This is a genomic window from Microbacterium sp. VKM Ac-2923, assembly GCF_022815605.1.
Lineage (GTDB): Bacteria > Actinomycetota > Actinomycetes > Actinomycetales > Microbacteriaceae > Microbacterium.
Genome location: NZ_JALGRP010000004.1, coordinates 332,847 through 355,913, shown reverse-complemented (window position 1 = coordinate 355,913; position 23,067 = coordinate 332,847). Strand labels below are relative to the sequence as shown.

20 protein-coding genes are annotated in these 23,067 nt (G+C 71.4%); 9 read left to right on the top strand and 11 right to left on the bottom strand.

The window, feature by feature from the left end; translation table 11 throughout:
* Positions 1–3: 3 nt before the first annotated feature.
* The 5 genes from MT347_RS09540 to MT347_RS09520 all read left to right on the top strand — a co-directional run bounded on the left by MT347_RS09540 (position 4) and on the right by MT347_RS09520 (position 5,411).
* Entirely contained in the window at positions 4–1,701 is a 1,698-nt protein-coding gene (locus MT347_RS09540; protein ID WP_243500503.1) for a CTP synthase, read from the top strand.
* Position 1,702: 1 nt separating this feature from the next.
* Entirely contained in the window at positions 1,703–2,281 is a 579-nt protein-coding gene (locus MT347_RS09535; protein WP_243500456.1) for an NUDIX hydrolase, read from the top strand.
* A 1-nt stretch (position 2,282) separates the two neighbouring features.
* Positions 2,283–3,212, top strand: a complete 930-nt coding sequence (gene xerD / locus MT347_RS09530; RefSeq protein ID WP_243500454.1) for a site-specific tyrosine recombinase XerD — start codon at positions 2,283–2,285, stop codon at positions 3,210–3,212.
* 73 nt (positions 3,213–3,285) lie between these two features.
* Complete coding sequence (locus MT347_RS09525) at positions 3,286–3,774, top strand: hypothetical protein (RefSeq protein WP_243500452.1); 489 nt, start codon at positions 3,286–3,288, stop codon at positions 3,772–3,774.
* Complete coding sequence (locus tag MT347_RS09520) at positions 3,771–5,411, top strand: ABC-F family ATP-binding cassette domain-containing protein (protein WP_243500450.1); 1,641 nt, start codon at positions 3,771–3,773, stop codon at positions 5,409–5,411. The genes MT347_RS09525 and MT347_RS09520 overlap by 4 nt, the downstream gene beginning before the upstream one ends.
* A gap of 122 nt (positions 5,412–5,533) precedes the next feature.
* On the opposite strand, the gene MT347_RS09515 is transcribed toward MT347_RS09520, so the two are convergent.
* From MT347_RS09515 to MT347_RS09465, 11 genes are all read right to left on the bottom strand, one after another.
* Complete coding sequence (locus MT347_RS09515) at positions 5,534–5,878, bottom strand: LysR family transcriptional regulator (RefSeq protein WP_243500448.1); 345 nt, start codon at positions 5,876–5,878, stop codon at positions 5,534–5,536.
* Positions 5,879–6,042: 164 nt separating this feature from the next.
* On the bottom strand, positions 6,043–7,593 hold the full coding sequence (locus MT347_RS09510) for a GMC family oxidoreductase (RefSeq protein WP_243500446.1): 1,551 nt from the start codon (positions 7,591–7,593) through the stop codon (positions 6,043–6,045).
* Entirely contained in the window at positions 7,590–8,984 is a 1,395-nt protein-coding gene (locus MT347_RS09505; RefSeq protein WP_243500444.1) for an alpha/beta fold hydrolase, read from the bottom strand. Before MT347_RS09505 ends, MT347_RS09510 begins: the two co-directional genes overlap by 4 nt.
* A gap of 207 nt (positions 8,985–9,191) precedes the next feature.
* Positions 9,192–10,094 (bottom strand): SDR family oxidoreductase, encoded by a 903-nt coding sequence (locus tag MT347_RS09500; protein WP_243500442.1) that lies wholly within the window; start codon positions 10,092–10,094, stop codon positions 9,192–9,194.
* Between the two features lie 9 nt (positions 10,095–10,103).
* Entirely contained in the window at positions 10,104–11,216 is a 1,113-nt protein-coding gene (locus MT347_RS09495; protein WP_243500439.1) for a glycosyltransferase family 1 protein, read from the bottom strand.
* Positions 11,213–12,313, bottom strand: coding sequence for a glycosyltransferase family 4 protein (locus MT347_RS09490; RefSeq protein WP_243500437.1), 1,101 nt, complete (start codon positions 12,311–12,313; stop codon positions 11,213–11,215). The genes MT347_RS09495 and MT347_RS09490 overlap by 4 nt, the downstream gene beginning before the upstream one ends.
* Complete coding sequence (locus MT347_RS09485) at positions 12,310–13,230, bottom strand: NAD-dependent epimerase/dehydratase family protein (protein ID WP_243500435.1); 921 nt, start codon at positions 13,228–13,230, stop codon at positions 12,310–12,312. Before MT347_RS09485 ends, MT347_RS09490 begins: the two co-directional genes overlap by 4 nt.
* A gap of 332 nt (positions 13,231–13,562) precedes the next feature.
* Positions 13,563–14,717 carry a nucleotidyltransferase family protein gene (locus MT347_RS09480; RefSeq protein ID WP_243500433.1) on the bottom strand — a complete coding sequence of 385 codons (1,155 nt, stop codon included), beginning with the start codon at positions 14,715–14,717 and terminating at the stop codon, positions 13,563–13,565.
* A gap of 141 nt (positions 14,718–14,858) precedes the next feature.
* The gene (locus MT347_RS09475) at positions 14,859–15,854 is read right to left on the bottom strand and encodes a LacI family DNA-binding transcriptional regulator (protein WP_243500431.1); all 996 of its coding nucleotides are present in this window, start codon (positions 15,852–15,854) and stop codon (positions 14,859–14,861) included.
* 262 nt (positions 15,855–16,116) lie between these two features.
* Positions 16,117–17,271, bottom strand: coding sequence for a Gfo/Idh/MocA family protein (locus MT347_RS09470; RefSeq protein ID WP_243500429.1), 1,155 nt, complete (start codon positions 17,269–17,271; stop codon positions 16,117–16,119).
* A gap of 82 nt (positions 17,272–17,353) precedes the next feature.
* Positions 17,354–18,193, bottom strand: coding sequence for a class I fructose-bisphosphate aldolase (locus MT347_RS09465; RefSeq protein WP_243500427.1), 840 nt, complete (start codon positions 18,191–18,193; stop codon positions 17,354–17,356).
* A 96-nt stretch (positions 18,194–18,289) separates the two neighbouring features.
* Here MT347_RS09465 and MT347_RS09460 point away from each other — a divergent pair, with 96 nt between their 5' ends.
* From MT347_RS09460 to MT347_RS09445, 4 genes are all read left to right on the top strand, one after another.
* Positions 18,290–19,321 carry an aldose 1-epimerase family protein gene (locus MT347_RS09460; protein WP_243500425.1) on the top strand — a complete coding sequence of 344 codons (1,032 nt, stop codon included), beginning with the start codon at positions 18,290–18,292 and terminating at the stop codon, positions 19,319–19,321.
* A gap of 121 nt (positions 19,322–19,442) precedes the next feature.
* Positions 19,443–20,642, top strand: a complete 1,200-nt coding sequence (locus MT347_RS09455; protein ID WP_243500424.1) for a LacI family DNA-binding transcriptional regulator — start codon at positions 19,443–19,445, stop codon at positions 20,640–20,642.
* Positions 20,639–21,679 (top strand): class I mannose-6-phosphate isomerase, encoded by a 1,041-nt coding sequence (locus tag MT347_RS09450; RefSeq protein WP_243500422.1) that lies wholly within the window; start codon positions 20,639–20,641, stop codon positions 21,677–21,679. The genes MT347_RS09455 and MT347_RS09450 overlap by 4 nt, the downstream gene beginning before the upstream one ends.
* Positions 21,676–23,067 carry an L-fuculokinase gene (locus tag MT347_RS09445; RefSeq protein WP_243500420.1) on the top strand — a complete coding sequence of 464 codons (1,392 nt, stop codon included), beginning with the start codon at positions 21,676–21,678 and terminating at the stop codon, positions 23,065–23,067. The genes MT347_RS09450 and MT347_RS09445 overlap by 4 nt, the downstream gene beginning before the upstream one ends.

Sequence of the window (23,067 nt, the reverse complement as noted above, 5' to 3'; positions counted from 1 at the left end):
GTGATGCAGACTTCGGACGCGGGACATTCAGACGGCAAGATCTTCACGACGAAGCACATCTTCGTGACGGGAGGAGTCGTCTCCTCCCTGGGTAAGGGCCTGACGGCGGCAAGCCTCGGCAACCTTTTGACCGCCCGCGGACTGCGCGTGGTGATGCAGAAGCTCGACCCGTATCTCAACGTGGATCCGGGCACCATGAACCCGTTCCAGCACGGCGAGGTCTTCGTGACCGACGACGGCGCCGAGACCGACCTCGACATCGGCCACTACGAGCGTTTTCTCGACATCGAGCTGAGCCAGGCGGCCAACGTCACCACCGGCCAGATCTACTCGCAGGTCATCGCGCGCGAGCGCCGGGGCGAGTACCTGGGCGACACGGTACAGGTCATCCCGCACATCACCGACGAGATCAAGCGCCGCATGCGGCTGCAGGCCACCGAAAGCCCGCAGCCGGACGTCATCATCACCGAGATCGGTGGAACGGTCGGCGACATCGAGTCCCAGCCCTTCATCGAGTCGGCACGTCAGATCCGTCACGAGCTCGGTCGGAAGAACGTCTTCTTCGTTCACGTCTCGCTCGTTCCCTTCATGGGCGCGTCGGGCGAGCAGAAGACCAAGCCGACGCAGCACTCCGTCGCGACGCTCCGGTCCATCGGCATCCAGCCCGACGCTCTGGTGCTGCGCAGCGATCGGCCCGTGACCGAGTCGAACAAACGCAAGATCGCCCTGATGTGCGACGTCGACGAAGACGCCGTGGTCAACGCGATCGACGTTCCGAGCATCTACGACATCCCCTCGATGTTGAACGACCAAGGCCTCGACGGATACATCGTCGACGCGCTCGACCTCGACAACGCGGCCGACGTCGACTGGTCGCGCTGGCAGCGCGTGCTGCAGGCGGTGCACAACCCCAAGCACGAGGTCACCATCGGACTCGTCGGCAAGTACATCGACCTGCCCGACGCGTACCTCTCGGTGACCGAGGCGATCAAGGCCGGCGGGTTCGGCCAGGAGACGCACGTGACGATCACGTGGATCCCCTCCGACCAGTGCGAGACGCCCGAGGGCGCCGCCAAGGCGCTGGGCGCGGTCGACGGCGTCATCGTGCCCGGCGGTTTCGGCATCCGCGGCATCGAGGGCAAGCTCGGAGCCCTCCGTTTCGCCCGCGAGCAGGGCATCCCCACGCTGGGTATCTGCCTCGGTCTGCAGTGCATGGTCATCGAGTACGCCCGCACGATGGCGGGTCTCGAGGATGCCTCCTCGAGCGAGTTCGATCCCGACACCGCTCACCCGGTCGTGGCGACAATGGCGGAGCAGGTCGACATCCTCGAGAGCGGCGATCTGGGCGGCACCATGCGCCTGGGCCTCTACCCGGCCGACCTCGCCGAGGGTTCCGTCGCCGCGGAGGTCTACGCCGCCAACCGCATCTCCGAGCGGCACCGTCACCGCTACGAGGTCAACAACGCCTACCGACAGCAGCTGAGCGACGCGGGCCTGGTGTTCTCGGGCGTGAACCCCGACCTCGACCTCGTCGAGTTCGTCGAGCTGCCGCGCGATGTGCACCCGTACTACATCGCGACCCAGGCGCACCCCGAGCTGCGCTCGCGTCCGACCGAGCCGCACCCGCTGTTCCGCGGCCTGGTGGCGGCAGCCCTCGATCGGCACCGTTCGAGCGAACTGTTCGACGTCGAGGAGGACTGACGTGGAGCGGTTGCGCGACGAATGCGTCGACCTCGAGGTCGTCTCGAGCGACCTCGTCTACGAGGGGGCGGTGTGGGACGTCCGTAGCGACACCGTGCGCTACGGCGACGGTGAGATGACGCGCCAGTACGTCGAGCACCCGGGGGCCGCGGCCGTCGTGGCGATCGACGACCAGGGGCACGTCGTGCTCATCCAGCAGTACCGCCACCCGATCAAGGAGCGCGACTGGGAGATCCCGGCGGGTCTCCTCGACGTCGCCGGCGAGCCGCCGCTGGAGACGGCGAAGCGGGAGCTGACAGAGGAGGTCGACCTTGAGGCGGATCGGTGGCAGCACCTGATCTCGATGCACACCACTCCCGGCGGCAACGACGAAGTCGTGCACATCTTCCTCGCTCGCGGGCTGCGGACGGTCGAGACCGACTACGAGCGGGAGCACGAAGAGTCCGACATGCGCGTCGAGCGGGCGCCGCTCGCCGAGGTCATCGACGGAGTGCTCGCGGGGCGCCTGCGCAACGGCATCCTGGCCACCGGCGCGCTCGCCGCGGCCGAGGTGCTGCGTCGCGAGGCCGCCGCACACTGAGGTGGACCTTGGGCGCGCGGTCGAGACCTACCTCCGCCACGTCGCGCTCGAGCGCGGGCTCTCCGATCACACCGTGGCCGCGTATCGCCGCGATCTGGCGGTGTACGGCGAATGGTTGGGCGCGCGCGGCGTGACCGAGGTGGAAGCCGTCTCGCCGGGGCTGATCGCCGACTTCGCGGCCGAGCGCGCGTCGGCGGTCCCGCCGCCGGCATCCTCGTCGCTCGCACGGCTGCAGTCATCGGTGCGGGGTCTGCATCGCTTCCTCGTGCGTGAGGGCCGTGTCGAGGCCGACCCGAGCGGGCGCCTCCGCCCACCCAAAGCCCCCCGCCGCCTGCCGAAGGCTTTGACCATCGCGCAGGTCGCCGACCTCCTCGATGCCGCGGGGCCGGCGCCCGGGTCATCCGACGCCTCGGCGGCGGAGCCGGCCGCCGTCCGTGATCGTGCTCTGCTCGAACTGCTGTACGCCACGGGCGCCCGGGTCTCGGAGATCGTGCAGCTCGACGTCGACGACATCGCTCACGGCGACCTGCTCCGGGTGCGGGGAAAGGGCGACAAGGAGCGCATCGTGCCCGTCGGCTCGTACGCGCGCGCCGCCGTCGAGGCGTACCTGACGCGGGTGCGGCCAGCACTCGCGGCGAAGGGAAGGGCGACGCCCCGGCTGTTCCTCGGCGTGCGGGGAGCGCCACTGTCGAGACAGAGCGCGTGGCTCGTCATCCAGGCCGCTGCGGAACGGGCCGGGCTGACATCGCACGTGTCGCCGCACACGCTCCGGCATTCCTTCGCGACGCACCTTCTGCAGGGCGGCGCCGATGTGCGTGTCGTGCAGGAACTCCTGGGACACGCCTCCGTCGCGACGACGCAGATCTACACGCACGTCACCATCGACGCGTTGCGCGACGTCTACGCGACAGCGCACCCGCGGGCGCGGTGAGCGACGTCGTGCGTCCGACGCGGCTTCGGCCGAGCGTCGAGAGAACGGAGGGGCTGTGAATAAGGTGGCGGGCGTGGATGAGCCGGGAAGGTGGTGGCTGTCCCTGGTTTACATCGCCGTGATCCTGGTGGCGGCGGTGGGCGCGGTTCTCGCGCCGCTGACGGTTTTCTTCGTCGGGAGTCCGACTGAAGGGCTGCCCGGAATCGTCGCGACGGGCGGCATCGTGGGCGGGATGTCCGCGCTGGTCTGGGTCTGCCTGCGGGCGCCCGCCGTGCGCAATCGGTTGCGTCCGGGGGCCGTGAGCATCAGCGCCAGCGCGGCAACGTTCATCGCCGTCGGTTGGACGTTTCTCGCGGTCAGCGGAACGCATTCGTATCGCGACAGCGACGACGCTTTCTGGGCACGACTGCCGTTCGCGCTGGCGGCCTGCGTACCGGTGCTGGTCGTCGCAGTGTGCGCCCTGACGATCTCGCGATTCATCCAACGTGACGATGCTCGGCGGGCCGCAGCGGCCCGCCACTCCCGTGAGGTGGCATCTGGGACTGGAAGACTAAGGGGATGACCGCCACGCTCGTCGCACAGAACCTCTCCGGCGGGTACGGCCACCGCACGCTCTTCGAGGGCGTCGACCTCACCGTGGCGCCCGGCGACGTGATCGGCGTCGTCGGGGCAAACGGTGCGGGCAAGTCGACACTGCTGCGCCTGCTCGCCGGGGCCGACGAGCCGCAGGGCGGGTCCATCACCCTGGCGCCGTCGGACGCGTTCGTGGGCTGGTTGCCGCAGGAGCACGAGCGCGTCCAGGGCGAGTCCGTCGCCGCGTACCTTGCCCGGCGCACGGGCTGCACCGAGGCGACTCGCGAGATGGATGCCGCCGCGACCGCCCTCGGCGACGCCGACTCCGTGGGAGCGGACGACGCGTACGCCACGGCCCTCGAGCGCTGGCTCGCGAGCGGCGCGGCAGACCTCGACGAGCGGATGCCGCAGGTGCTCGCCGACCTCGGACTCGACGTGGGGCCGGACGCGCTCATGACCGGCCTCTCGGGCGGACAGGCCGCCCGGGTGGGCTTGGCGGCTCTGCTGCTGTCGCGCTTCGACATTGCGCTTCTCGACGAGCCGACGAACGACCTCGACCTCGACGGCCTGGAGCGACTGGAGACGTTCGTGAGGGGCCTCAGGGGTGGGGTCGTGCTCGTCAGCCACGATCGCGAGTTCCTGGCGCGCTCGGTCACCCGCATCCTCGAACTCGACCTCGCCCAGAATGCCCACCGGGTGTACGGCGGCGGCTACGACGCCTACCTTGAGGAGCGCGCCACGGTGCGCCGTCAGGCGCGCGAGAAGTACGACGCGTTCGCCGAGACCAAGGCCGACCTCGTCTCACGCGCCCGGACGCAACGCGAGTGGTCGAGTCAGGGCGTGCGCAACGCGATGAAGAAGTCGCCCGACAACGACAAGATCCGCCGCAAGGCGTCGGTGGAGTCGAGCGAAAAGCAGGCGCAGAAGGTCCGGCAGATGGAGAGCCGCATCGCGCGACTCGACGAGGTGGAGGAGCCGCGCAAGGAATGGCAGCTCGAATTCACGATCGGTTCGGCATCGCGCTCGAGTTCGGTCGTGTCGACGCTGTCCGGCGCCGTCTTCCGGCAGGGCGACTTCGCCCTCGGACCGGTCTCTCTCCAGGTGAACGCGGGGGAGCGGATCGGCATCACCGGGCCCAACGGTGCCGGGAAATCGACGCTGCTGCGTGGCATCCTGGGTCGTCAGACGCCGGATGAGGGGATGGCGAGCGTGGGGGCGAGCGTCGAGATCGGCGAGATCGACCAGGCCCGCTCGATGCTGGTGGGGGAGCGCCCACTGGCCGAGACGTTCGAGGGCTTCGTGCCCGAGCTGAACGCCGGCGAGGTGCGCACCCTGCTGGCGAAGTTCGGGCTCAAGGCCGACCACGTCACACGCCCCGTGGACGGGCTGTCGCCGGGCGAGCGCACGCGCGCGGGACTGGCGCTGCTGCAAGCGCGCGGAGTCAATGTGCTCGTGCTCGACGAACCGACCAACCACCTCGACCTACCCGCCATCGAGCAGCTCGAGCAGGCTCTGGAGTCCTACACCGGCACGCTGTTGCTCGTCACGCACGATCGGCGCATGCTCGTGGCCGTCCAGACCGACCGGCGGTGGCGCGTCGACGCGGGCGTCGTCACCGAGTTGTAGGGGCCCGACCGATCACGCGGCCCCGGGCACCGACGACATGCATGAGCGCGAGTCGTGCGCGGACACGCGCTGACAGCGTGTTTCCGCGCAGGAATGGCGTTCGGGTATGGCGGCGGCCGAGGTCAGCGTCCCTGCCGCTTCTTGTAGGGCTTGGGCTGGCCCTTCACGATCGGGGCGCGACCCTTGCCCTTGGATGCCCTGGCCTTGCCGCCGCCCGGCGCCTTCTGCTTGGGCGCGGGGGGAGGAGCGTCGGCGATGCGATGGTGCGCCTCTTCAAGCAGAAGACGGCCCGCGGGCGTGAGCTGCGTGGGCGGCGTCCGGGAGACCAGCGGCTGACCCACCTCCTCCTCGAGCTTGTCCAACGTCGTGTACAGCGAGGCGAGGGGGATGCCGAGCTTCTCGGCCGAGCGCGGGAAGTGCAGCTCCTCGGCGAGGACGGCGAACCGGCGGAGATGCTCGAGCTTCATGGCATCCATTCTCCCGTGTGCAGACGGCCGGTGTGGCCGGACCTCCAGCCAGGGGCCGCCGAGATCACACGATCGCGACGACGGCCACGTACTCCGGCATCCGCCGGTGGCGATCTCGCGCCGATCGCAGGGTCTCGGCGGACAGGCGATGCCCGGCGGGCGGGTCAGGCGGCGGAGGCGAGGAAACGGTCGGCGGTGCGCAGCGACAGGGCCATGATCGTCAGCGCGGGGTTGGCCGCGATCGCGGAGGGGAAGACGGAATTGTCGCAGATCCAGAGGTTCGGGATCTCGTGCGAGCGGCCGTCGGCATCCACGACTCCGTCGGACGGATTCGCCGACATCCGGCACGTGCCGATCGTGTGAGCCGTGCGGGCCAGCACCATCGTCTCGCGGGCGCCCGCGGCCTCCATCACCCGCAGCATGAAGGCCGTGGCGTGCCGGTCGAGAGCCTTCTCGTTCTCGCCCGCGCTGAACGTCACCCGAGCCCGGGGGATGCCGAACTCGTCGGTTTCGGAGGCCAGCTCGAGGCGGTTGTCATCAGAGGGGAGGCACTCGGCGTTGACACCGATCCCCGCCATGAACCGCGACTGATCGAGCCGCTGCATCAGCTCCGGACCCCACAGGCCCCCGCCGCGCACGAGCGTCGTCGCGAAGGTCAGGGGCATCACGCCAAGGCTCTGCACGAGATAGCCGCCGGCGAAGTCGGCGTCGGCCGGACGCATCATGTCCTCGCTGATGAGCGACGACGGGTACCCCCGGTGCCCGCGCACCGGCTCATCGAACCGGCCCCACACCTGCGTCGCGCCGTGTGCGAGGAAGTTGCGGCCCACCTGGCCGTTGTCGTTCGCCAGCCCCGTGTGCAGCAACAGGCGAGGCGTCTCGATCCCGCCCGCGGCGAGCACGAGCGACCGGCATCGCTGGCGCACGTCGACGCCGGCCTGCCGGTAGACGACCGCGGCGACGTGGCCACGGGCGTCGAGCTCGATCGCGTGCACCATCGCTTCGGCCCTGATCTCGGCACCGGCGGCGACCGCCGCGGGCAGGTAGGTGTTCGCGGTGGAGGCTTTGGCATCCACTCGGCAGCCCTGGTGGCACGCGCCGCAGCCGACGCAGGCGCCGCGCTCGCCGTGGTGGTCCTGTAGGCGCGCCCGGGTGAGGACGGCCGCAGGGGCGTCGGCCCACCGGATGCCGAGGGCGTCGCACCCCTTCGCGACGAGGTTCGCGGGGGCGTTGCGCTTCGCCGGAGCGTACGCGTAGGTACGGGACGGATCCCACGGGTACGGGGTCGGACCCGAGACGCCGATGTCGCCCTCGACGCGCTCGACGTAGGTCAGCAGTTCGTCCGGGTCGACGGGCCAGTCGCGGCCCACACCGGACTCCGACCGGAGAGTCAGGTCACGGCGGTCGGGCCGGGGGGTGAAGGCCCCCCAGTGGAGCATCGAACCGCCGACACCGCGGCCGCTGTTGTTCGGCCCGAAGGCTGTCGGGTCGTCTCCCCCGCTCAAACGCTCCGACATCCAGTTGATCTCGACCGCCTCGGTCTCGTCCGGAGTGAGATCGTCGAGCGCGAAGTGCCGTCCCGCCTCCAGCGCGACGACACTGAGGCCCTTTCTCGCGAGCTCCGCGGTCAGGGGCGCCCCTCCGGCTCCGGTTCCGACCACCACGACGTCGACGACGTCATCCGTTCCGAACGTGCGCATCGCCTCGAGGTTCATGCTGCGTCTCCCGTCGCGATCGAGCCGCCGACACCGGCGGGCTCCCACTCTTCGCGCCGGCCGAGACGCAACTCCACGTATCCCCGCATCGGGCTGCCGCCGGTGGCGAATCCGTCGTAACCGACGCGCGCCATGCTCGCGGGGTGCGCGAGCCATTGGCGGACGAGGTCGTTACGGACGTCTTCGAGCCAGGTGGCGAGGCGAGCGGCGTCGAAGGGGCCGGTGGCTTGCGTCGTCCCCTCGATCGCGCCGCGCAGCACCTCCGCGCGTTCGGCGGGGTCGGTCGGCCACACGGTCGCGAGAGTGTCGAGCCCGGCGCGGTAGGCCTCGGGATCGGTCGGAAGGTCGGCGTTCCGCCACCCGTCGCCCTCTCCACGCGCCAGCTGCGCATCGACGCGGGCGGCGATGTCGATCGGGTGCCCGTCCTGCGGCACGACGAGGTCGGCGATCTCGCGGAGCAGCGTCAGCTGCGCGACGTCGAGCACCGCAGGGGCGTAGCCCCGGTCGTCCGGAAGCGCACGGAGATTCAGGATGCCGCGCACGCGGGCGTCCACGCGGTCGCCCGCGATGAGCGCCGCCCAGTCGGCGGGCACGACGGGGCCGGAGAGCACCTCGTCGTCGACGAAACGGGCGATGGCCTCGGCCGCCTCAGCGTCGCGTTCGAAGGGGATCATGTGCCCGGTGTCGTCGAGCGACACGAAGCGGGCGCGGGGGTACACGGAGGCCAGCAGCCCGGGCTGGGAGCTCGCGCCCAGGTCGGCATCGTCGGCACCCGCCAGCACGAGGACCGGCAGGTCGAGTGTCCCGACCGCGGCGGTGGCGTCGACGCGGCTGCCGGTCTCCAGCCACGCGCGCCACGCAGCCGGGGAGGTGCGTCGCAGGTCCGCCACGGCGCTGCGGTGGGCCTCGGCGTCGAGGGACTCGGCGGTGTTCTGGTCGATGAAGGTCTCGGCATCGTCTGCCGAGAGAGGCCCGTCGTTCACCCAGGACAGCATCCGCTCGCGGCGTTCCTCGTCCATCGGCTCGGGTCGCGGGGGCGACGGCGCCATCAGCACCGTGCCGGCGAGCCCGACGAGCGGCGCGTCCCCGCGCAGGATCCGGGATGCCACGAGGGCGGCGATCTTGCCGCCCATGCTGTGTCCGCCGATCAACCAGCGTCCGCGCGCGTGGCGGGAGAGGTGGGTGACGACGTGGTCGACCGTCGCGTCGAGCGAGAAGTCGGAGGCCGATGCGAGCGAGCCGAAACCGGGGAGATCGATGCCCTCGACGCGCACCCGGCCGTCGAGACGTCCCGCGATGCGATCGAAGGATCCGGCGCTCGCGCCGAGCGCATGCAGCATGAACAGGGTGACGGGCGCCCCGCCCGGGGCGGTGACGTTCTCGGAGGGCATGTCCTCACGCTCGCTTACGCGCACGACGGGAACGGGTCGCTTGCGGTGGGAGAGGTTTTGCGCAAGGGCGAGGCCGCACCGGTGGGGTCGGGCGGACGACGGGCCCCCGCACGGGCCCGACGCACGACGGCGAGGTCGCGCGCGCCCCGCCGACACGGGAACGCCCCGGACCGCGCTGGGCGGTCCGGGGCGATCGCGCGAACAGGATCAGGGGGTGACCATGCCGCCGTTGACGTTCAGCGTCTCGCCCGAGACGTAGCTCGATTCCGCCGAGGCCAGGAACACGAAAGCCGGGGCGATCTCGGCCGGCTGGCCCGCCCGCTGGTAGGTGCTCTCGTCGTCGAAGTGCTCCATCTGGTCGTCGGAGACGCCCTGGCTCACCTGCAGCGCCGACCAGGTGGGTCCGGGGGCGACGACATTGACGCGGATGCCGCGCGAGGCGAGCTGCTGCGCGAGCCCCTTCGACAGATTGTTGATGGCCGCTTTGGTCGCGGCGTAGTCGAGGCGGTCGGGGGCGGGGACGTACGCCTCGAGCGAGGCGGTGTTGATGATCGTGCCACCCTCGGGGAGGTGCGCGAGTGCCGCCTTCGTGATCCAGAACGGCGCGAAGACGTTCGTGCGGAAGGTCAGCTCGAACTGCTCGTCGGAGAGGTCTTCCACCTTCTCGACCATTACCTGCTTACCGGCGTTGTTCACGACGATGTCGAGACCGCCCAACGCCTCCGCCGCACGGGCGACGAGTTCGCGGCACGCGGCGGGCTCGGTGATGTCGAGCGCGATGGAGACGCCGGTTCGCCCGGCATCCCGGATCTGGGTGAGGATGTGGTCGGCATCGCGTTGTTCGTCGGGCAGATGCACGATGGCCACGTCTGCGCCCTCCCGGGCGAACGCGATCGCCACGGCGCCGCCGATGCCGGAGTCGCCCCCGGTGATGAGGGCCTTGCGTCCCTCGAGACGGCCGAGGCCGCGATAGGTCTTCTCGCCCAGGTCGGGAACCGGCGTCATATCGGCCTGCACACCGGGCTCGGGCTGGTGCTGGACGGGCGGCTCGACGCGCGCGTAGCGGGTGACGGGGTTGTCGAAAGTGAACTGGTCGCGATCGGAGGTCATGCCCCGACGCTAGGCACCGGATCGACGCGTCGCCGGGGCCTTGACGAGACCGGATGCCCCGTCGGTGGGGCTCCTCCGAGCGTCCTCCACCTCGTCGATCACCGCCGACACCCGCTGCGCGGAGGCGCGCCACGAGAAGCGATCGGCATTGGCCAACCCCGCCGCGACCAGGTGGGCGCGCAGCGCCGGATCGTCGACGACGCGCGCCATGGCGTCGGCGATGTCGGCGTCGTCGTCGGGGTCGACGTAGACCGCGGAAGAGGCGAGCACCTCGGGCATGGAGGCCGCGCGCGCCGCGATCACGGGGCACCCGCACTGCTGTGCCTCCAGCGGGGGGATGCCGAATCCCTCGTAGAGCGACGGGAAGACGAAGGCGATCGCGCCGCGATACAGCGCCGCCAGTTCGTCGTCGTCGACGCGTCCGAGGAAGCGGACGCGGGTATGGGAGGCGTCGTACCGCTGCCGCGAGAAGCTGTTGGTCTGGCTGCCGACCACGTGGAGCTCGACATCGGGGTGGGTCTCGGCGAAGCGGGCGAACGCCGCCAGCATGCGCGCGAAGTTCTTGTGCGCGTTGGGCGAGGACACCGCCAGCAGATACGGGCGGTCGGGGATGGACTCGCCCGGGTGGAAGCGGTCGTCGGCGCCGTTGTGGATCACCGTGAAGCGTGCCGGGTCGATGCGAAAGTGGTCGGCGATCTCGCCCCGGGAGAACTCGCTCACCGTCAGCAGACGGTCGCTGTGGGCGATCAGACGGGGTACGACGATCCCGTAGACGGCGCGGAAGCGGCGGCCGAAGCTCTCGGGATGCCGGATGTAGGTGATGTCGTGGTGGGTCGAGATCTGCGGCCGATACCAGACCGGTCCGGTGCTCGCGAGGTTCAGGAGCAGCTCTCGTCGGCGGCGCGCGAACAGCGGCAGGTCGACCTGTTCCCACGCGTGCCCGCGGGTGCGACCGATCTGAAGGATGCGCGCGGGGTCGAGGCCGGAGGTCTCGAAGGGGCCCGGCGGGACGGCCAGCGTGACGTCGGGGCGCTGGAGGAGGAGTTCGCGCGTGATCTCGGTGGCGAAGCGCTGGATGCCAGTGGTGCGCTGCGTGAGGAAACGGGCGTTGACGATGGTCATCGGGTGGATCCCTCTCGCGGAGCGAGGGCGGTGGCGTACAGGGCGAGTGAATCTTGGCCGACCCGGTCGTCGGTGAGCGCGCGTCGCGCCCAGGTGAGCGCGGCCGCGGACATGCGCTCGCGCAGGCCCGCGTCCCCGAGTAAGCGCGCGGTCGCGGCGACGAGTTCGTCGTCGGTGCCGCGGACGAACCCGGTGACCCCGTCGTCGACCGTGTCGCGGTTGCCGACGACATCGGAGACCACGGCGGGCAGGCCCTGAGCCTGCGCCTGGATGAGGGAGAGGGACATGCCCTCCCACAGCGACGGGAACAGCAGCACGTCGAGATCGTCGATCAGCGCGGCGAGCTCGGCGGGGGAGACCCACCCGGTCACGCGGACCGGGGCATCGGCGAACCATCGCGTCTCGTCGTCCGCGGTCCCTCCCCCGATCCAGACGAAGTCGGCGCGATCGTCGAGGGCGCGGGCGGCGGCGGCGAAGCGCCAGGGCGCCTTCTGGTAGGTGACGCGACCGACCATGCCCACGACGGGCCGCCGCCCGGGATCGGAGCGCCGGGGACGCCGCGCGACGGTCTCGGAGGTGACCCCCGTCTGCAGCAGGTGCGCGCGGGGCGGGGCGAGCGCGGACTGCGCCACGGCGAACTCCGACGGCGACGTGAGGATGAGGGTGGAGTGGCGGGCCAGGTGGCGCTCGACGGCGCGGAGCGCGACGCGTGCCGCGGGAGGGAGGTCGAGGCGCAGGAACGCGAAGCCGTGGGGGGAGTAGTAGACCGTTCGCGGGTCACGGCGTCGCCGGACGGCGTGGCGGACGATCGCCCCCGCGAAGCTCGAGTGCGCGTGGATGACGTCGGCGTCGTCGCCCCCTCTCAGGACGCGGCGGAGGGCGATGAGGTCGCCCACCCGTCCGCCGGTCGAGACTCGGGTGAGTTCGACCCCCGGGTGGAATCGGGCGCGCAGCGCCTCGTCGGACGGCGTCTCGGGCCGCGGGACGAACAGCACGCGCACCTCGGCGCCGGCCTCGGCTTGTCGGCGCGAGATGCTGTCGACGACGCTCAGGACGCCGCTTCCCATCGCCTCGGTCACGTGCAGGACGCGCATCATGCCTTCGTCATCTCCATCCAGGTGCGGGTGATGCCCTCGGTGAGGGACAGGTCGTCGTCATCGCCGTACTCGTCGACGAAGCGGGAGACGTCGAGGACGACCTGGTCGACGAAGGTCGCCGGTTTGGGAACGGTGCGCACGGGGAACTCGCGCCCCACCACACGTCGCACGGTGTCGAGCACCTCGCAGACGGACGTGCCCCGCCCGCTGCCGAGGTTGTAGGCGCGGTACCGGGGTGCGGCATCCACCATCCGCAGGATGCGTCGGACGAGGTCGTCGACGTGGATGTAGTCGCGGATCATCGATCCGTCACCCATCCGCACGACGGGCTCGCCCTGCTGGATGCGATTGAGGGTGAGAGGGATGATGCCCTGGCGCTTCGACGGATTCGGGTTGGCGCCGTACGGGTTCGAGATGCGCAGGGCGACGGCGGACAGACCCTCGGTCGCGGCGTAGTAGTCGAGGTAGCGCTCGACGGTGAGCTTTCCGATGCCGTATGGCGACACGGGCGCCAGAGGCGCCGTCTCCGAGAAGGTGGGCCGGGGCTGCGGGCCGTAGATGGCCCCTCCGCTCGAGGCGTAGAAGAGGCGTCGAATCCGAGCCCTCGCGCACAGGGCCAGCAGCTCGATGCTCTGGCTGACGTTGGTGCGCAGGTCGATGGTCGGATCGCCGTCGACCGTGGCCGGGGTGGTGGTGGACAGGAAGTGGAAGACGTACTCCTGTCCGTCGATCGCGGCGGCCAGATCGGCGACGTTGAGGAAGTCGCCGGCGACGCTCACCACGTCGGGTGCCGAGAACGCGCGCGTGCCGCGACTGAACCGGTCGAAGGCCGTGACCCGGTGGCCGGCCCCGGCGAGGGCATCGGTCAGGCGCGAACCGAGGAAGCCGTTCGCCCCGACGACCAGGCAGCGCGCCATCAGAGGGGACCACGAGGACGGGCGGTCGCAGGCATCGGATCCTCTCGGGGGAGACGAACCGCGCGGGGGTGGGTGTCACGGGTCGCCGATCGGAGGAGCGCGCCGGCTGCCCGCTCGAGACTCCGAGTGCTCGACGATGCCTGGCGCGGGAACGGCGACCGGACGCGGTGGTTTCCCGACGAGCGGGGTGAGGGACGCCCGGCGCGCGCCGGGGGCCCGTCCCGCCGCGGGCGAGGGATGTCGAGACCGGGCCTCGGCGCGCCGCGAGGCTTCACCATCGGCTTCGCCCCTCGGCCGGCGGTTGTCACCTGGGCGCCGTCGAGGTGCGCTGCTCAGCGCCGCTTCCGTAACCAATCGCCGAGACCGCGCCGCAGACGCATCCACCGCGCTCGCCGCGGGGTCGTCGGGGAGTGGCCCGCGTGGCGGGCTGAGGCGAGTGCGACATCGTCGGGCGGCCAGAGGAATCGCACGATCAGCCGCGCGCGCACCGGCCAGGACACCGCGCGCATCGCCATCCAGTACGCCCGGACGTGGTCGGGCTGCTGCCGCCACACCCAATCGTGCGGGGTGCCCGTGGCATCCGCCCCGAGGACGCCGGGTCCGGCGAGGGTTTCGAGCTCGTCGCGCAGCGCCGGGGCGGCGCCGAGTTCGCGCGCCCGGGTGACGCTGCCCTCGGCGCGGGAGAGGAAGGCGCGCGCGGAGGCGGAGGCCTGGGCGGTGCGTGGACCGGCTCCGATCAGGGGACGCACCGCGTGCAGAGCGGCGAGCACGGCGTGCGTCGCGGGAGCGGGGACGAGGACGTCGACGGCCCCGAAGCGCATCGGGACGGCATCGCGATGCACGAGGGCGAAGGCCCGCTCGTCACCGAGCGCGAGCCCGGGCAGGCGTCGATGCACGTCGATCTCGCACCCCCACCGGTCGGGCACCAGCGTCACGGTGTGGTGGATCGTCGTGCCGACCCATGGGTCGGGAGCGCGGTGCCATCCCCACGGGATCAGCGCCTCGACCAGCTCGTCGATGCGCGCGGGGTCGCACCAGAGGTCGACGTCGCCGGAGTGCTCGCGCTCCCGCAGCCCCTGGACGCGCAGGGCCGGTCCCTTGATGAACACGCACGGGATGCCGCGGCTCGCGGCCACACCCGCGACGAGGGCGTAGACCATTTCGTGCAGCGCCGACGAGAGGGTCGGGGGGCGCAGGTCTGCGACCTGCGCGGGGTGCGATGCCGCTCGGGCGACCAAGCCGACGTCGCGGAAGTGCGCCAGGATCTCGTTCTCGTCGGGGGTGAAGCCCTCCGGTGCCGCGGGGGCGTCGGCGACGAGGCGCAGCCAGAGGGCAGCGCCCTCGCCGACCAGGCAGATCGCCTCGCCGGGATGCGTCGGAACCACGAGCACGGTGGCGTCGCCGGAGAAATCCGCCGAGCCGCGAATGTCGAGCGCGCCGTAGGCGATGGGGATCCACCCGTGACCGGGCGGGGCGGGACTGGGCATTCGGGACCTCGGTGAGACGGCGGGTGACCTCTCAGTCTCGACGCCTCCCGAGGGTCGCTCGCGGGGCGATCGCCGGAAAGCTCCCGCGTCGTGGCGTGGAATCACCCGTGGGTGGGCTGGTTCTCACCAGCCCCGAAGCGATCAGCGGATGCCGCCTCGGGAGACGAGCCGCGTCGGGACGAGGTGGGTCTGCGAGCCGGTCGCCGGGACGACGGCCCGTGCCAGCAGGATCTCGGCGGCGCGCGTGCCGAGATCGGCGACGTCGTAGTCGACGATGCGGATGCGGCGCGGCAGCAGTCGCGACAGCTCGAAGTCGTCGAAGCCCGCCACGGCGACCTCGGCGCCGCGCAGCAGGATGGCCTCGAGGGCCCCGATGGTGACGCGGTTGTTCGCGCAGAAGACGGCCGTGGGGGCGTCGTCGGCGTCGAGGAGTCGCTCCATCGCATCGCGGGCCATCGCCGGGGTGTGAAGCCCGTCGATCACCAGCGCGGGATCGGGAGTGCGACCGGCGGCGGCGAAGGCTTCTTCGACGCCCGCCCACCGCTGCGACATCGTGTAGATGCTGCGCCGATCGAGCAGGATCGCGATTCGGCGGTGTCCGGCGGCGAGCAGCTCGGCGACGGCCGCACGCGCGCCCCCGCTGTTGTCGAGCAGGATGGCATCGGCGGGGATGCCGCTTCCGGGGCGGTCGAGGAACACGACCGGGGTGCCCAACTCGACCTCGCGGGCGAGGTAGGAGTGATCGTCGGCCGTGGGGACCACGATGAGACCGCCCACCTGGCGCTGGCAGAGATCCAGCGCGAGCGAACGCTCGGTGTCGGCATCCTCTTCGCTGGATGCCATGACGAGGTGCAGCCGGTCGCGCGCGGCGACCGCGGAGACGGCCGCGGCCACGGCCACGTAGAAGGTGTTCGACAGGTCGGCGGCGATGAACCCGATCGTGTCGCGGCTGCCGGAGCGCAAGCTCGCGGCGAGGGCGTTGCGGTGGTAGCCCAGGCGCTGGACGGAGGCGACGACTCGTTCCGCCATGCCCGGGTCGACGTTGGGTTCGCCGTTGATGACGCGCGAGACGGTCTTGAGGCTCACACCGGCGTCGGCGGCGACGTCGATCATCGTGGGCCGGCCGGTCTTGCGCATGCGTCTCCTCGGATGCCGTCGGGCGCGGCCTCCGTCTGAGCATAGGGAGGGGAGCGGGATACGGGAGAAACCCGAGGACACATCCGCGGGGAGGGTGCAGGTTCGGCGCCCCGCGCGGGAAGGTGTCGTGTTTTCGGTTCGGGGCGCGTTCGGCCGTTCGGGGCGGCCGTCGCGCGCCCCGAAGCGCCGATCGCGCCCCAAACCCGGAAGGGGCGTCAGCCGTGGGGTGCGTCGACCGCCGTCGGCGCACCCGCGAGATCGATCAGAGCTCGGGGACGACGAAGGTCCCGGTCTCGTGCGAGGCGATCGCGGCGGCGAAGAGGCGGTGCGTGAGCGCGGCCTCCTCGGGGCGGACGCAGCCGAAGCCCTCGCCCAGCTCGCCCACGTACTCGGCGAGGAAGGCCGCCCACATCTGCAGGATGGCATCCGAGAACCCGGACTCGAAGTTCGGCCCCGTCACCGTCGGCCACACCGACTGGCTGCCGGCGTCGATGCTCTGCCAGCTCTGCTCGCGGCCGACCCCGGGCACGTCGATGAAGGCGAACACCTCGACCTGCTTGGGGTTCTTCGTGCTGAAGCGCACCCCGCCCGACATGCCGATGGCCTCGAACTCCCACGTGTTCTTCTGTCCCGGGGCGATCCGCTTGGTCTCGGTGGTCAGTGGGAAGGGGTCGCCCTCGTGCCGCGCCCACGAGTGGATGACGGCGTTGTCCCACGTGTCGCAGGGCTGGAGCGTCCCATCGGGGCCGGGGCGTTCGGTGACGACGTCCTGCAGGATGCCGACGACCTTCTCGGGCGCCCAGCCCAGGCGCAGCGGCACGTGCCAAGTGTGCATGCCGAGGTCGTTGAGCACTCCCGCGTCGCCGCAGAACTGCTTCTGTCGCTTCCAGTTGAGCGGCTTGTTCACGTCGATGTCGCTGGCGTGGAGGAAGGTGCACTTCGCCTCGACGATGCGGCCGAGGCCTCCTGCGCGCACGTAGTCGACGGCTGCCTGCGCGCCGGGGAAGAACGGCATCTCGCTCGAGACGCGCACGAACGACTCGGGCGTCTCGTCGATGGCCGCGACGACCGCATCGGCTGCGGCGCGGTCGATGCCGAACGGCTTCTCGGCCAGCAGCGCCTTGCCCGCGCGGATGGTGTCGACGTACAGCCGCTCGTGCAGGTCGTGGCGCACCGCGATGTAGACGACGTCGACGCGGGGGTCGGCGAGCAACTCGTGGTGGTCGGTGGTGGTCAGCTGCACCGTGTCGATGCGCTCGAAGAATTCGAGGGCGGCCGGGTTGATGTCGCACACGGCGACGAGCTCGGGCTCGACCGGGTGGTCGATGAGCGCCGGCCAGCGGCGGAGAGCTGCGGCGATCTCGCGGCCCATGAGGCCGCCGCCGATGATGCCGATTCCGACCTTCTTGCCGGTCATGCCTGTTCTCCTTCTCGGGTCGCGGGGGCGACGGTGCGGGCTCGCGCGGTGGGGTAGCCGGATGCCGCGACGCCGAGCGGGCTCACGCGGCACCGCCGATGAGGGCGAGGGCGTCGTCGACCGAGGCGTCGTCGTGGACGACCGCCATGAGCGCCGCGGTGATGCCGGCCGGGTCGTGGTGCTGGATGACGTTGCGGCCGTAGACGATCCCGCGCGCGCCCTGCTCGAGCACGGCCCGGGTGCGCTCGAGGAGCGTGCGGTCGTCGACACGGCCCCCGCCGCGGACGAGGAGCGGGGTGTCGCCCGCCGCCTGAATGACCCGGTGGTACTCGGTGATGTCGTCGGTGGGGTCGGCCTTGATGAGATCGGCGCCGAGCTCGCGTGCCTGACGGACGAGGGTGACGATCTTGGCGGTGTCGCCGTCGACCCCGTAGCCGCCGGTGCCGGGCCTGGTCTGCATGACCAGCGGCTCGATCATCAGCGGCATCCCGTAGCGCTCGGCGTCGGCGCGGAGCGCGAGGATCGAGCGGATGCACTGCTCGCGCACCTGCGGCTCGCCGGGCAGGTCGAGCAGGTTCACGCACACGGCGACTGCGTCGAGGCGGACGGCGACCTCGATGGCATCCGGGACGTGGATGCTGTGCAGGGGCGACTCGAGCGGATCGCCGTAGACGTTGGCGATGTCGGTGCGCAGCACCAGTCCGGGCTTGTGCTTGCCGGGGACCGACTGGAGCAGCGGTGCCTGGCCGAGGGTGAGCTGAACGGCGTCGGGGCCGGCGTCGACGAGGGTCGCGACGGTTTTCGCCATGTCCTCGATGCCGGTGAGGAAGTTGTGCTCGTGGAACGCGCCGTGGTCGACGGCGACGTCGAGCGCGCGGCCGGATTTCGCGTTGAAGAGGCGGTGGAGGCGGGGTTTCGACATGGGGTGTGGGTCTCCGAGAGGTCGGTGTCGAGGCGCTGCTCTGCGCTCGACGGTCAGTATGCGGGTCCCGAGACAACGTTGTCAATCACTGCTAGCGTGAGCCGCGCAACGGCGAGGAAGGCGGGGCTCATGGGCGAGCTGTACGGATCGACGATCGACGAGGTGCGCAGGCGCACGGGTTCGCTCGCGCAGGTGGCGAGCGTGGAGGCGTCGGTGCGCACCGACGGACCGGATGCCGGCACCCGGCGTCTGCGGCTGATCGCGGGCGAGCTCGAGGTCGAGCTGCTTCCCGACCGCGGGCTCGACATCGGGCAGGTGCGTCACCGCGGGGTGCCGCTGGCCTGGGTGTCGCCGACGGGGTGGCCACGGCAGGGCGCCGGAGGCTTCGTGTCCTCGTTCGGCGGCGGCCTCGTCACGACCTGCGGGCTCCTGTCGTTCGGACCGCCCTCGGTCGACGCCGAGGGGGAGCACCCGCAGCACGGGCGGTACAGCGGGCTCGCGGCATCCGTCACCCGGGCGGAGGTCGTCGACGACGCCGTGGTCGTGGAGGCGACGATCGTGGAGGCCACCGTGCTCGGCGCGCACCTCGAAGTGCGGCGGCGTGTGCGCCTGCCGTTCGGGGCGGGGCGGATCGAACTGCGCGACGAGATCGTGAACCGCGGCTCGCGTCCGGTCGAGCCCATGGTGCTCTACCACGTCAACCTCGGGTGGCCGCTGGTGGACCGCGGCACCGTGCTGCGCTCGCCGGCGGAGCGGGTGAGCGCACGCGACGCGGAGGCCGAGGCCGGTCTGGCGTCGTGGGCCGAGTTCCCGGCTCCGGTCGCGCACTACCCCGAGCAGGTGTTCGTGCACGGGCTGCCGACCGACCGTCGCGTGCACGCCGAGGTGGTCGCGCCCTCGGGGTTCGGCATCCGGATCTCGTTCGACACCGCGATGCTGCCGGGGATGTTCCAGTGGCGGGTGGCGCAGGAGGGCGGTGTCGTGCTCGGCGTGGAGCCGGCGACGGCGGCGACGATCCTCGGGCGTGCTGACGCCCGCGCGGCGGGACTCCTGCGCGAGCTCGCCGCGGGGGCGGCGTGGGAGCTCGGCCTCGACATCGATGTCATTCGCAATGGATCTGTGACTTGACAACGTTGTCCCGGCGGCTCATGCTGACTCCAGCGGAGCCCGCCCGAGGGGTTCGCGTTCGGAAGACAACGATGTCGGAGAAGCGATGACGCGCGAGCGAGAGACACGGGGTGAGGCCGCGATGCCTCGGCCGCGCGCCCGCCTCATCGACGTCGCCACCGCCGCGGGCGTCAGCCCCAAAACCGTGTCGCGCGTCATCAACCGCGAGTCCGGCGTCCTGCCCGGGACCCGCGACCGCGTGCAACGCGCCGTGGACGCACTCGGATTCGTTCCCGATCGCAGCGCCCGCGAACTGAAGCGACGCGACGCCGACACCATCGGCATCCTGATCGACGCGATCAGCGACCCGTTCTTCGCCGCCTTCGTCAGCGTCGTCGAAGAACTCGCCGTCGAGGCCGGGCTGAGCGTGATCTTCGCGAGCACCGGCTACGACGCCGCTCGGGAGCAGGCGCAGCTCGACCGCCTCACCGGGCACCGCCTGGCGGGACTGATCGTCGCCCCGGTCGCCATCGCGGCATCCACCCTGGCGGGGCTGCGCACCCGCTTTCCCGTCGTGTGCATCGACCGTGTGCGCTCGGGCATCGACGCTGTCGTCATCGACGACTTCGGCGCCGCCGCCGAGGCGACCACGGCCCTCGTCGCTCACGGACACCTGCGGGTGGCGTTTCTGGGCGAGGACGTGCCCTACCCCACCGTCAACGATCGGCTCGCCGGCTACCGCTCAGCCCTCGCGGCGGCGGGGTTGCCGTTCGACCCCTCGCTCGTGGTCAGCCACGAGCGGTTCGGTCGCGGTGAGGCGACCGAAGCCTCACGTCTGCTCGAGCGTGACGACGCCCCCACCGCACTGCTATGCGCGACCAGCCTGGCCGCCATCGGCGCCGTGCGCGCCATCCGGGCGAAGGGCCTGCGGATGCCGGCGCTGATCTCGTTCGGCGACTTCACCCTCGGTGAGGTGCTGGACCCGGGCATCACCTACGTCGACCACGACCCGCGCCTGCTGGCGACCGCCGCATTCCGTCTGCTGCGCGAGCGCGCAGCCCACCCCGACGAGGGGCCTGCCCGCATCACGGTGCCCACGCGCCTGGTGCCGCGCGGATCGGGGGAGATCGCGGCGCTCGCGGCGTCCGGCTCGGCCCGCGCGATGCCCGCGGGGGGCCCTTCGACAGGCTCAGGGACCATCGCTGAGTCTTCCGGCCCCGGGGTCGTGCCCGCGGCCCTTCACGCGCCCGTCCCGGCCCTCGTGGCCGCCGCCCTCTCCCTCTCCCACCCCGAGCCGGTCGGCCTCGCCGTTCCGGCCTCCGCCCCGATCGGAGCCCCGTGACGACGCCCGTCCTGCTGCCACCCAACCCCGTGCAGCACTTCTACCTCGGCGGCGACCGCATCGCCGCTCTCCGCGGCATCGTGCCTGAGACCGACCGCCAGCCCGAGGAGTGGCTCGGCTCGACCGTGTCGCGCTTCGGCTCCGACGACATCGGCCTCGCCGTCACCGATCAGGGCGCATTCCTCCGCGACCTCGTCGCCGCCGACCGTGCGTCGTGGGTGGGGGCGCGGGGCGGGCGGAATGCCGCCGATCTCGGCATCCTGGTCAAGCTCCTCGACGCGCGTCAGCGCCTCCCCGTGCACGTGCACCCCGACCGCGGGTTCGCGAGCGCGCACCTCGACTGCCCCTACGGCAAGACCGAGGCCTGGTACGTGCTGGAGACCGAGGACGACTGCGCGGTGCACGTCGGTTGGAACCAGGACGTCGACCGCGACGAGCTCGACCGCCGCCGTGACGCGCAGGACAGCGAATGGATGCTGTCGCGCATGAACCGCGTGGTCGTGCGTCCGGGCATGGGCGTTCTCGTACCCGCCGGAACCGTGCACGCGATCGACGGCGGCATCTTCGTCGCCGAGGTGCAGGAACCCACGGACTTCTCGATCCTGCTGGAGTGGTCGGTGACCACCTCCACCCGCGAGGAGTCGCACCTCGACCTGGGCTTCGACGCCGTCATGCCCGCCGTCTCGACCGAGAAGCTGGATGCCGACGCGCTCGGTGCGCTGATCAGTACGGTCGGGACGACGCCGGCGGGGGCAGACTTCCGCTCGCTGCTTCCGGCCGTCGCCGACCCGTACTTCCGTCTGTTCGACGCCGCGGGGGAGACCGCGGCACGCGAGGCGGGCTTCGCGGTGGTGCTGGTGCGCGAGGGTTCCGGTGCGGTGGTGTCGGACGCGGGCTCGATCGACGTCGAGCGCGGACAGGTGTACGCCGTGCCGCACGCTTTCGGCGCGTGGCGCCTGACCGGCGAGGCCGAGGTGCTCGTGGCATCCCCCGGCGACGGCTGGCCCGGCACCCTCCGCGGTGGGGGTGTGCGATGAGCGAGTACGTCGTCGGCATCGACATGGGAAGCACCAGCACCAAGCTGCTGGTCGCCACCCCCGACGGGCACCAGGTGCTCGTCGTCAGTCGACCCTCCCCGTGGACGAACCTCGACCACGGGCGGGCCGAGATGCCCGCCGAGCGCGCGATCGCCGTGGTGCGCGAACTCGCCGCCGAGGCGGACGCGCGGCTGGACGACGGTTATCGCGTGATCGCCCTCGCCGTCTCGGGCATGGCCGAGGCCGGGGTGCTCCTGGATGCCGAGGGCACGGCGCTGGCGCCGCTCATGGCGTGGTTCGACCCGCGCGGCGCCGAGCAGATCCTGGCGACGCCGGCGGCGTTCCGCGCCGAGTTTCTCGGCCGCACGGGGTTGCCGGTGGGGCCGTTGGCATCCATCGCGAAGCTGCTGTACCTGCGCGAGAGCGGCATCGCGCTCGAGGGGACGACCTTCCTCAACGTCCCCGAGTTCGTCATGCACGCCCTCGGCGGGCCGCGGGTGGCGGAGTACTCGCTCGTCTCGCGGACCGGGCTCATCGACCAGGACGACAGCACCCCGTGGGCCGCGGCCCTCGACGTCCTCGGCGTCGACGAGTCGATCCTCGGTGCGCGCGTCAGCGCCGGGGAGGCCGTCGGGACGCTGGACGATCCCGGCCTGCCCGCGGGCTTTCACGGAGCCGCACTCACCATCGCCGGACACGACCATCTCGTCTCGGCCGTCGCCGCCGGGGCCACCCGCACGGGCCAGCTGTACGACTCGATGGGCACCGCCGAGGCGCTCGTGCGCGTGCTCGACGACACCCTGCCATTCGCCGCGCGGGAGAGGCTCGCGCGCGCGGGCATCAACTGCGTGCGCCATGTCATCCCCGGTAAGTACGTGCTGCTGGCGGGCACGAAGTCGGGGCTGCTCATGCGGCGCGTGCTGCAGCTGCTCGGGGTCGCGGATGCCACGGGCCGGGCGCGCATCGACGAGGCGGCCATGGCGTTGCCCGTCGACGGCACCCTCGCCGACGGCGGCCTCGAGGTGTCGGGCGCGCGCAACGACGACGGCGTGCTGAAGATCGTGGCGCAGAGCGACGGGTTGAGCCCGGCGGAGCTGTTCGCGGCGAGCCTGCGGCACGGCAACGACATGCTCGCCGAATGCATGGCCGTGATGGACCGAGAGGTCGCCCCTCCCACCTCGACGGTGCTGACCGGGGGGTGGTCGAGCATGGCGTCGGTCGTCCGCTCGCGCTCTGCACTCCTACCCGAGGTCACCGTGTCGACCCACGACGAGGGCACCGCGTACGGGGCGGCGCTGTTCGCCGCGTTCGCGGTGTCGCCCAACTCGTTCGCGACCGTCGCGGAGTCGTTCCTCTCTTCTTCTCTCCTCACCAACGAAAGGAGCTGA

Coding starts and splice junctions, on each gene's coding strand:
- MT347_RS09520 (WP_243500450.1), top strand. CDS start 3,771: ATGACCGCCACGCTCGTCGCACAGAACCTCTCCGGCGGGTACGGCCAC.
- MT347_RS09475 (WP_243500431.1), bottom strand. CDS start 15,854: ATGCGCAAGACCGGCCGGCCCACGATGATCGACGTCGCCGCCGACGCC.
- MT347_RS09480 (WP_243500433.1), bottom strand. CDS start 14,717: ATGCCCAGTCCCGCCCCGCCCGGTCACGGGTGGATCCCCATCGCCTAC.
- MT347_RS09470 (WP_243500429.1), bottom strand. CDS start 17,271: ATGACCGGCAAGAAGGTCGGAATCGGCATCATCGGCGGCGGCCTCATG.
- MT347_RS09465 (WP_243500427.1), bottom strand. CDS start 18,193: ATGTCGAAACCCCGCCTCCACCGCCTCTTCAACGCGAAATCCGGCCGC.
- MT347_RS09515 (WP_243500448.1), bottom strand. CDS start 5,878: ATGAAGCTCGAGCATCTCCGCCGGTTCGCCGTCCTCGCCGAGGAGCTG.
- MT347_RS09490 (WP_243500437.1), bottom strand. CDS start 12,313: ATGATGCGCGTCCTGCACGTGACCGAGGCGATGGGAAGCGGCGTCCTG.
- MT347_RS09485 (WP_243500435.1), bottom strand. CDS start 13,230: ATGGCGCGCTGCCTGGTCGTCGGGGCGAACGGCTTCCTCGGTTCGCGC.
- MT347_RS09505 (WP_243500444.1), bottom strand. CDS start 8,984: ATGCCCTCCGAGAACGTCACCGCCCCGGGCGGGGCGCCCGTCACCCTG.
- MT347_RS09500 (WP_243500442.1), bottom strand. CDS start 10,094: ATGACCTCCGATCGCGACCAGTTCACTTTCGACAACCCCGTCACCCGC.
- MT347_RS09540 (WP_243500503.1), top strand. CDS start 4: ATGCAGACTTCGGACGCGGGACATTCAGACGGCAAGATCTTCACGACG.
- MT347_RS09445 (WP_243500420.1), top strand. CDS start 21,676: ATGAGCGAGTACGTCGTCGGCATCGACATGGGAAGCACCAGCACCAAG.
- MT347_RS09455 (WP_243500424.1), top strand. CDS start 19,443: ATGCCTCGGCCGCGCGCCCGCCTCATCGACGTCGCCACCGCCGCGGGC.
- MT347_RS09510 (WP_243500446.1), bottom strand. CDS start 7,593: ATGAACCTCGAGGCGATGCGCACGTTCGGAACGGATGACGTCGTCGAC.
- MT347_RS09495 (WP_243500439.1), bottom strand. CDS start 11,216: ATGACCATCGTCAACGCCCGTTTCCTCACGCAGCGCACCACTGGCATC.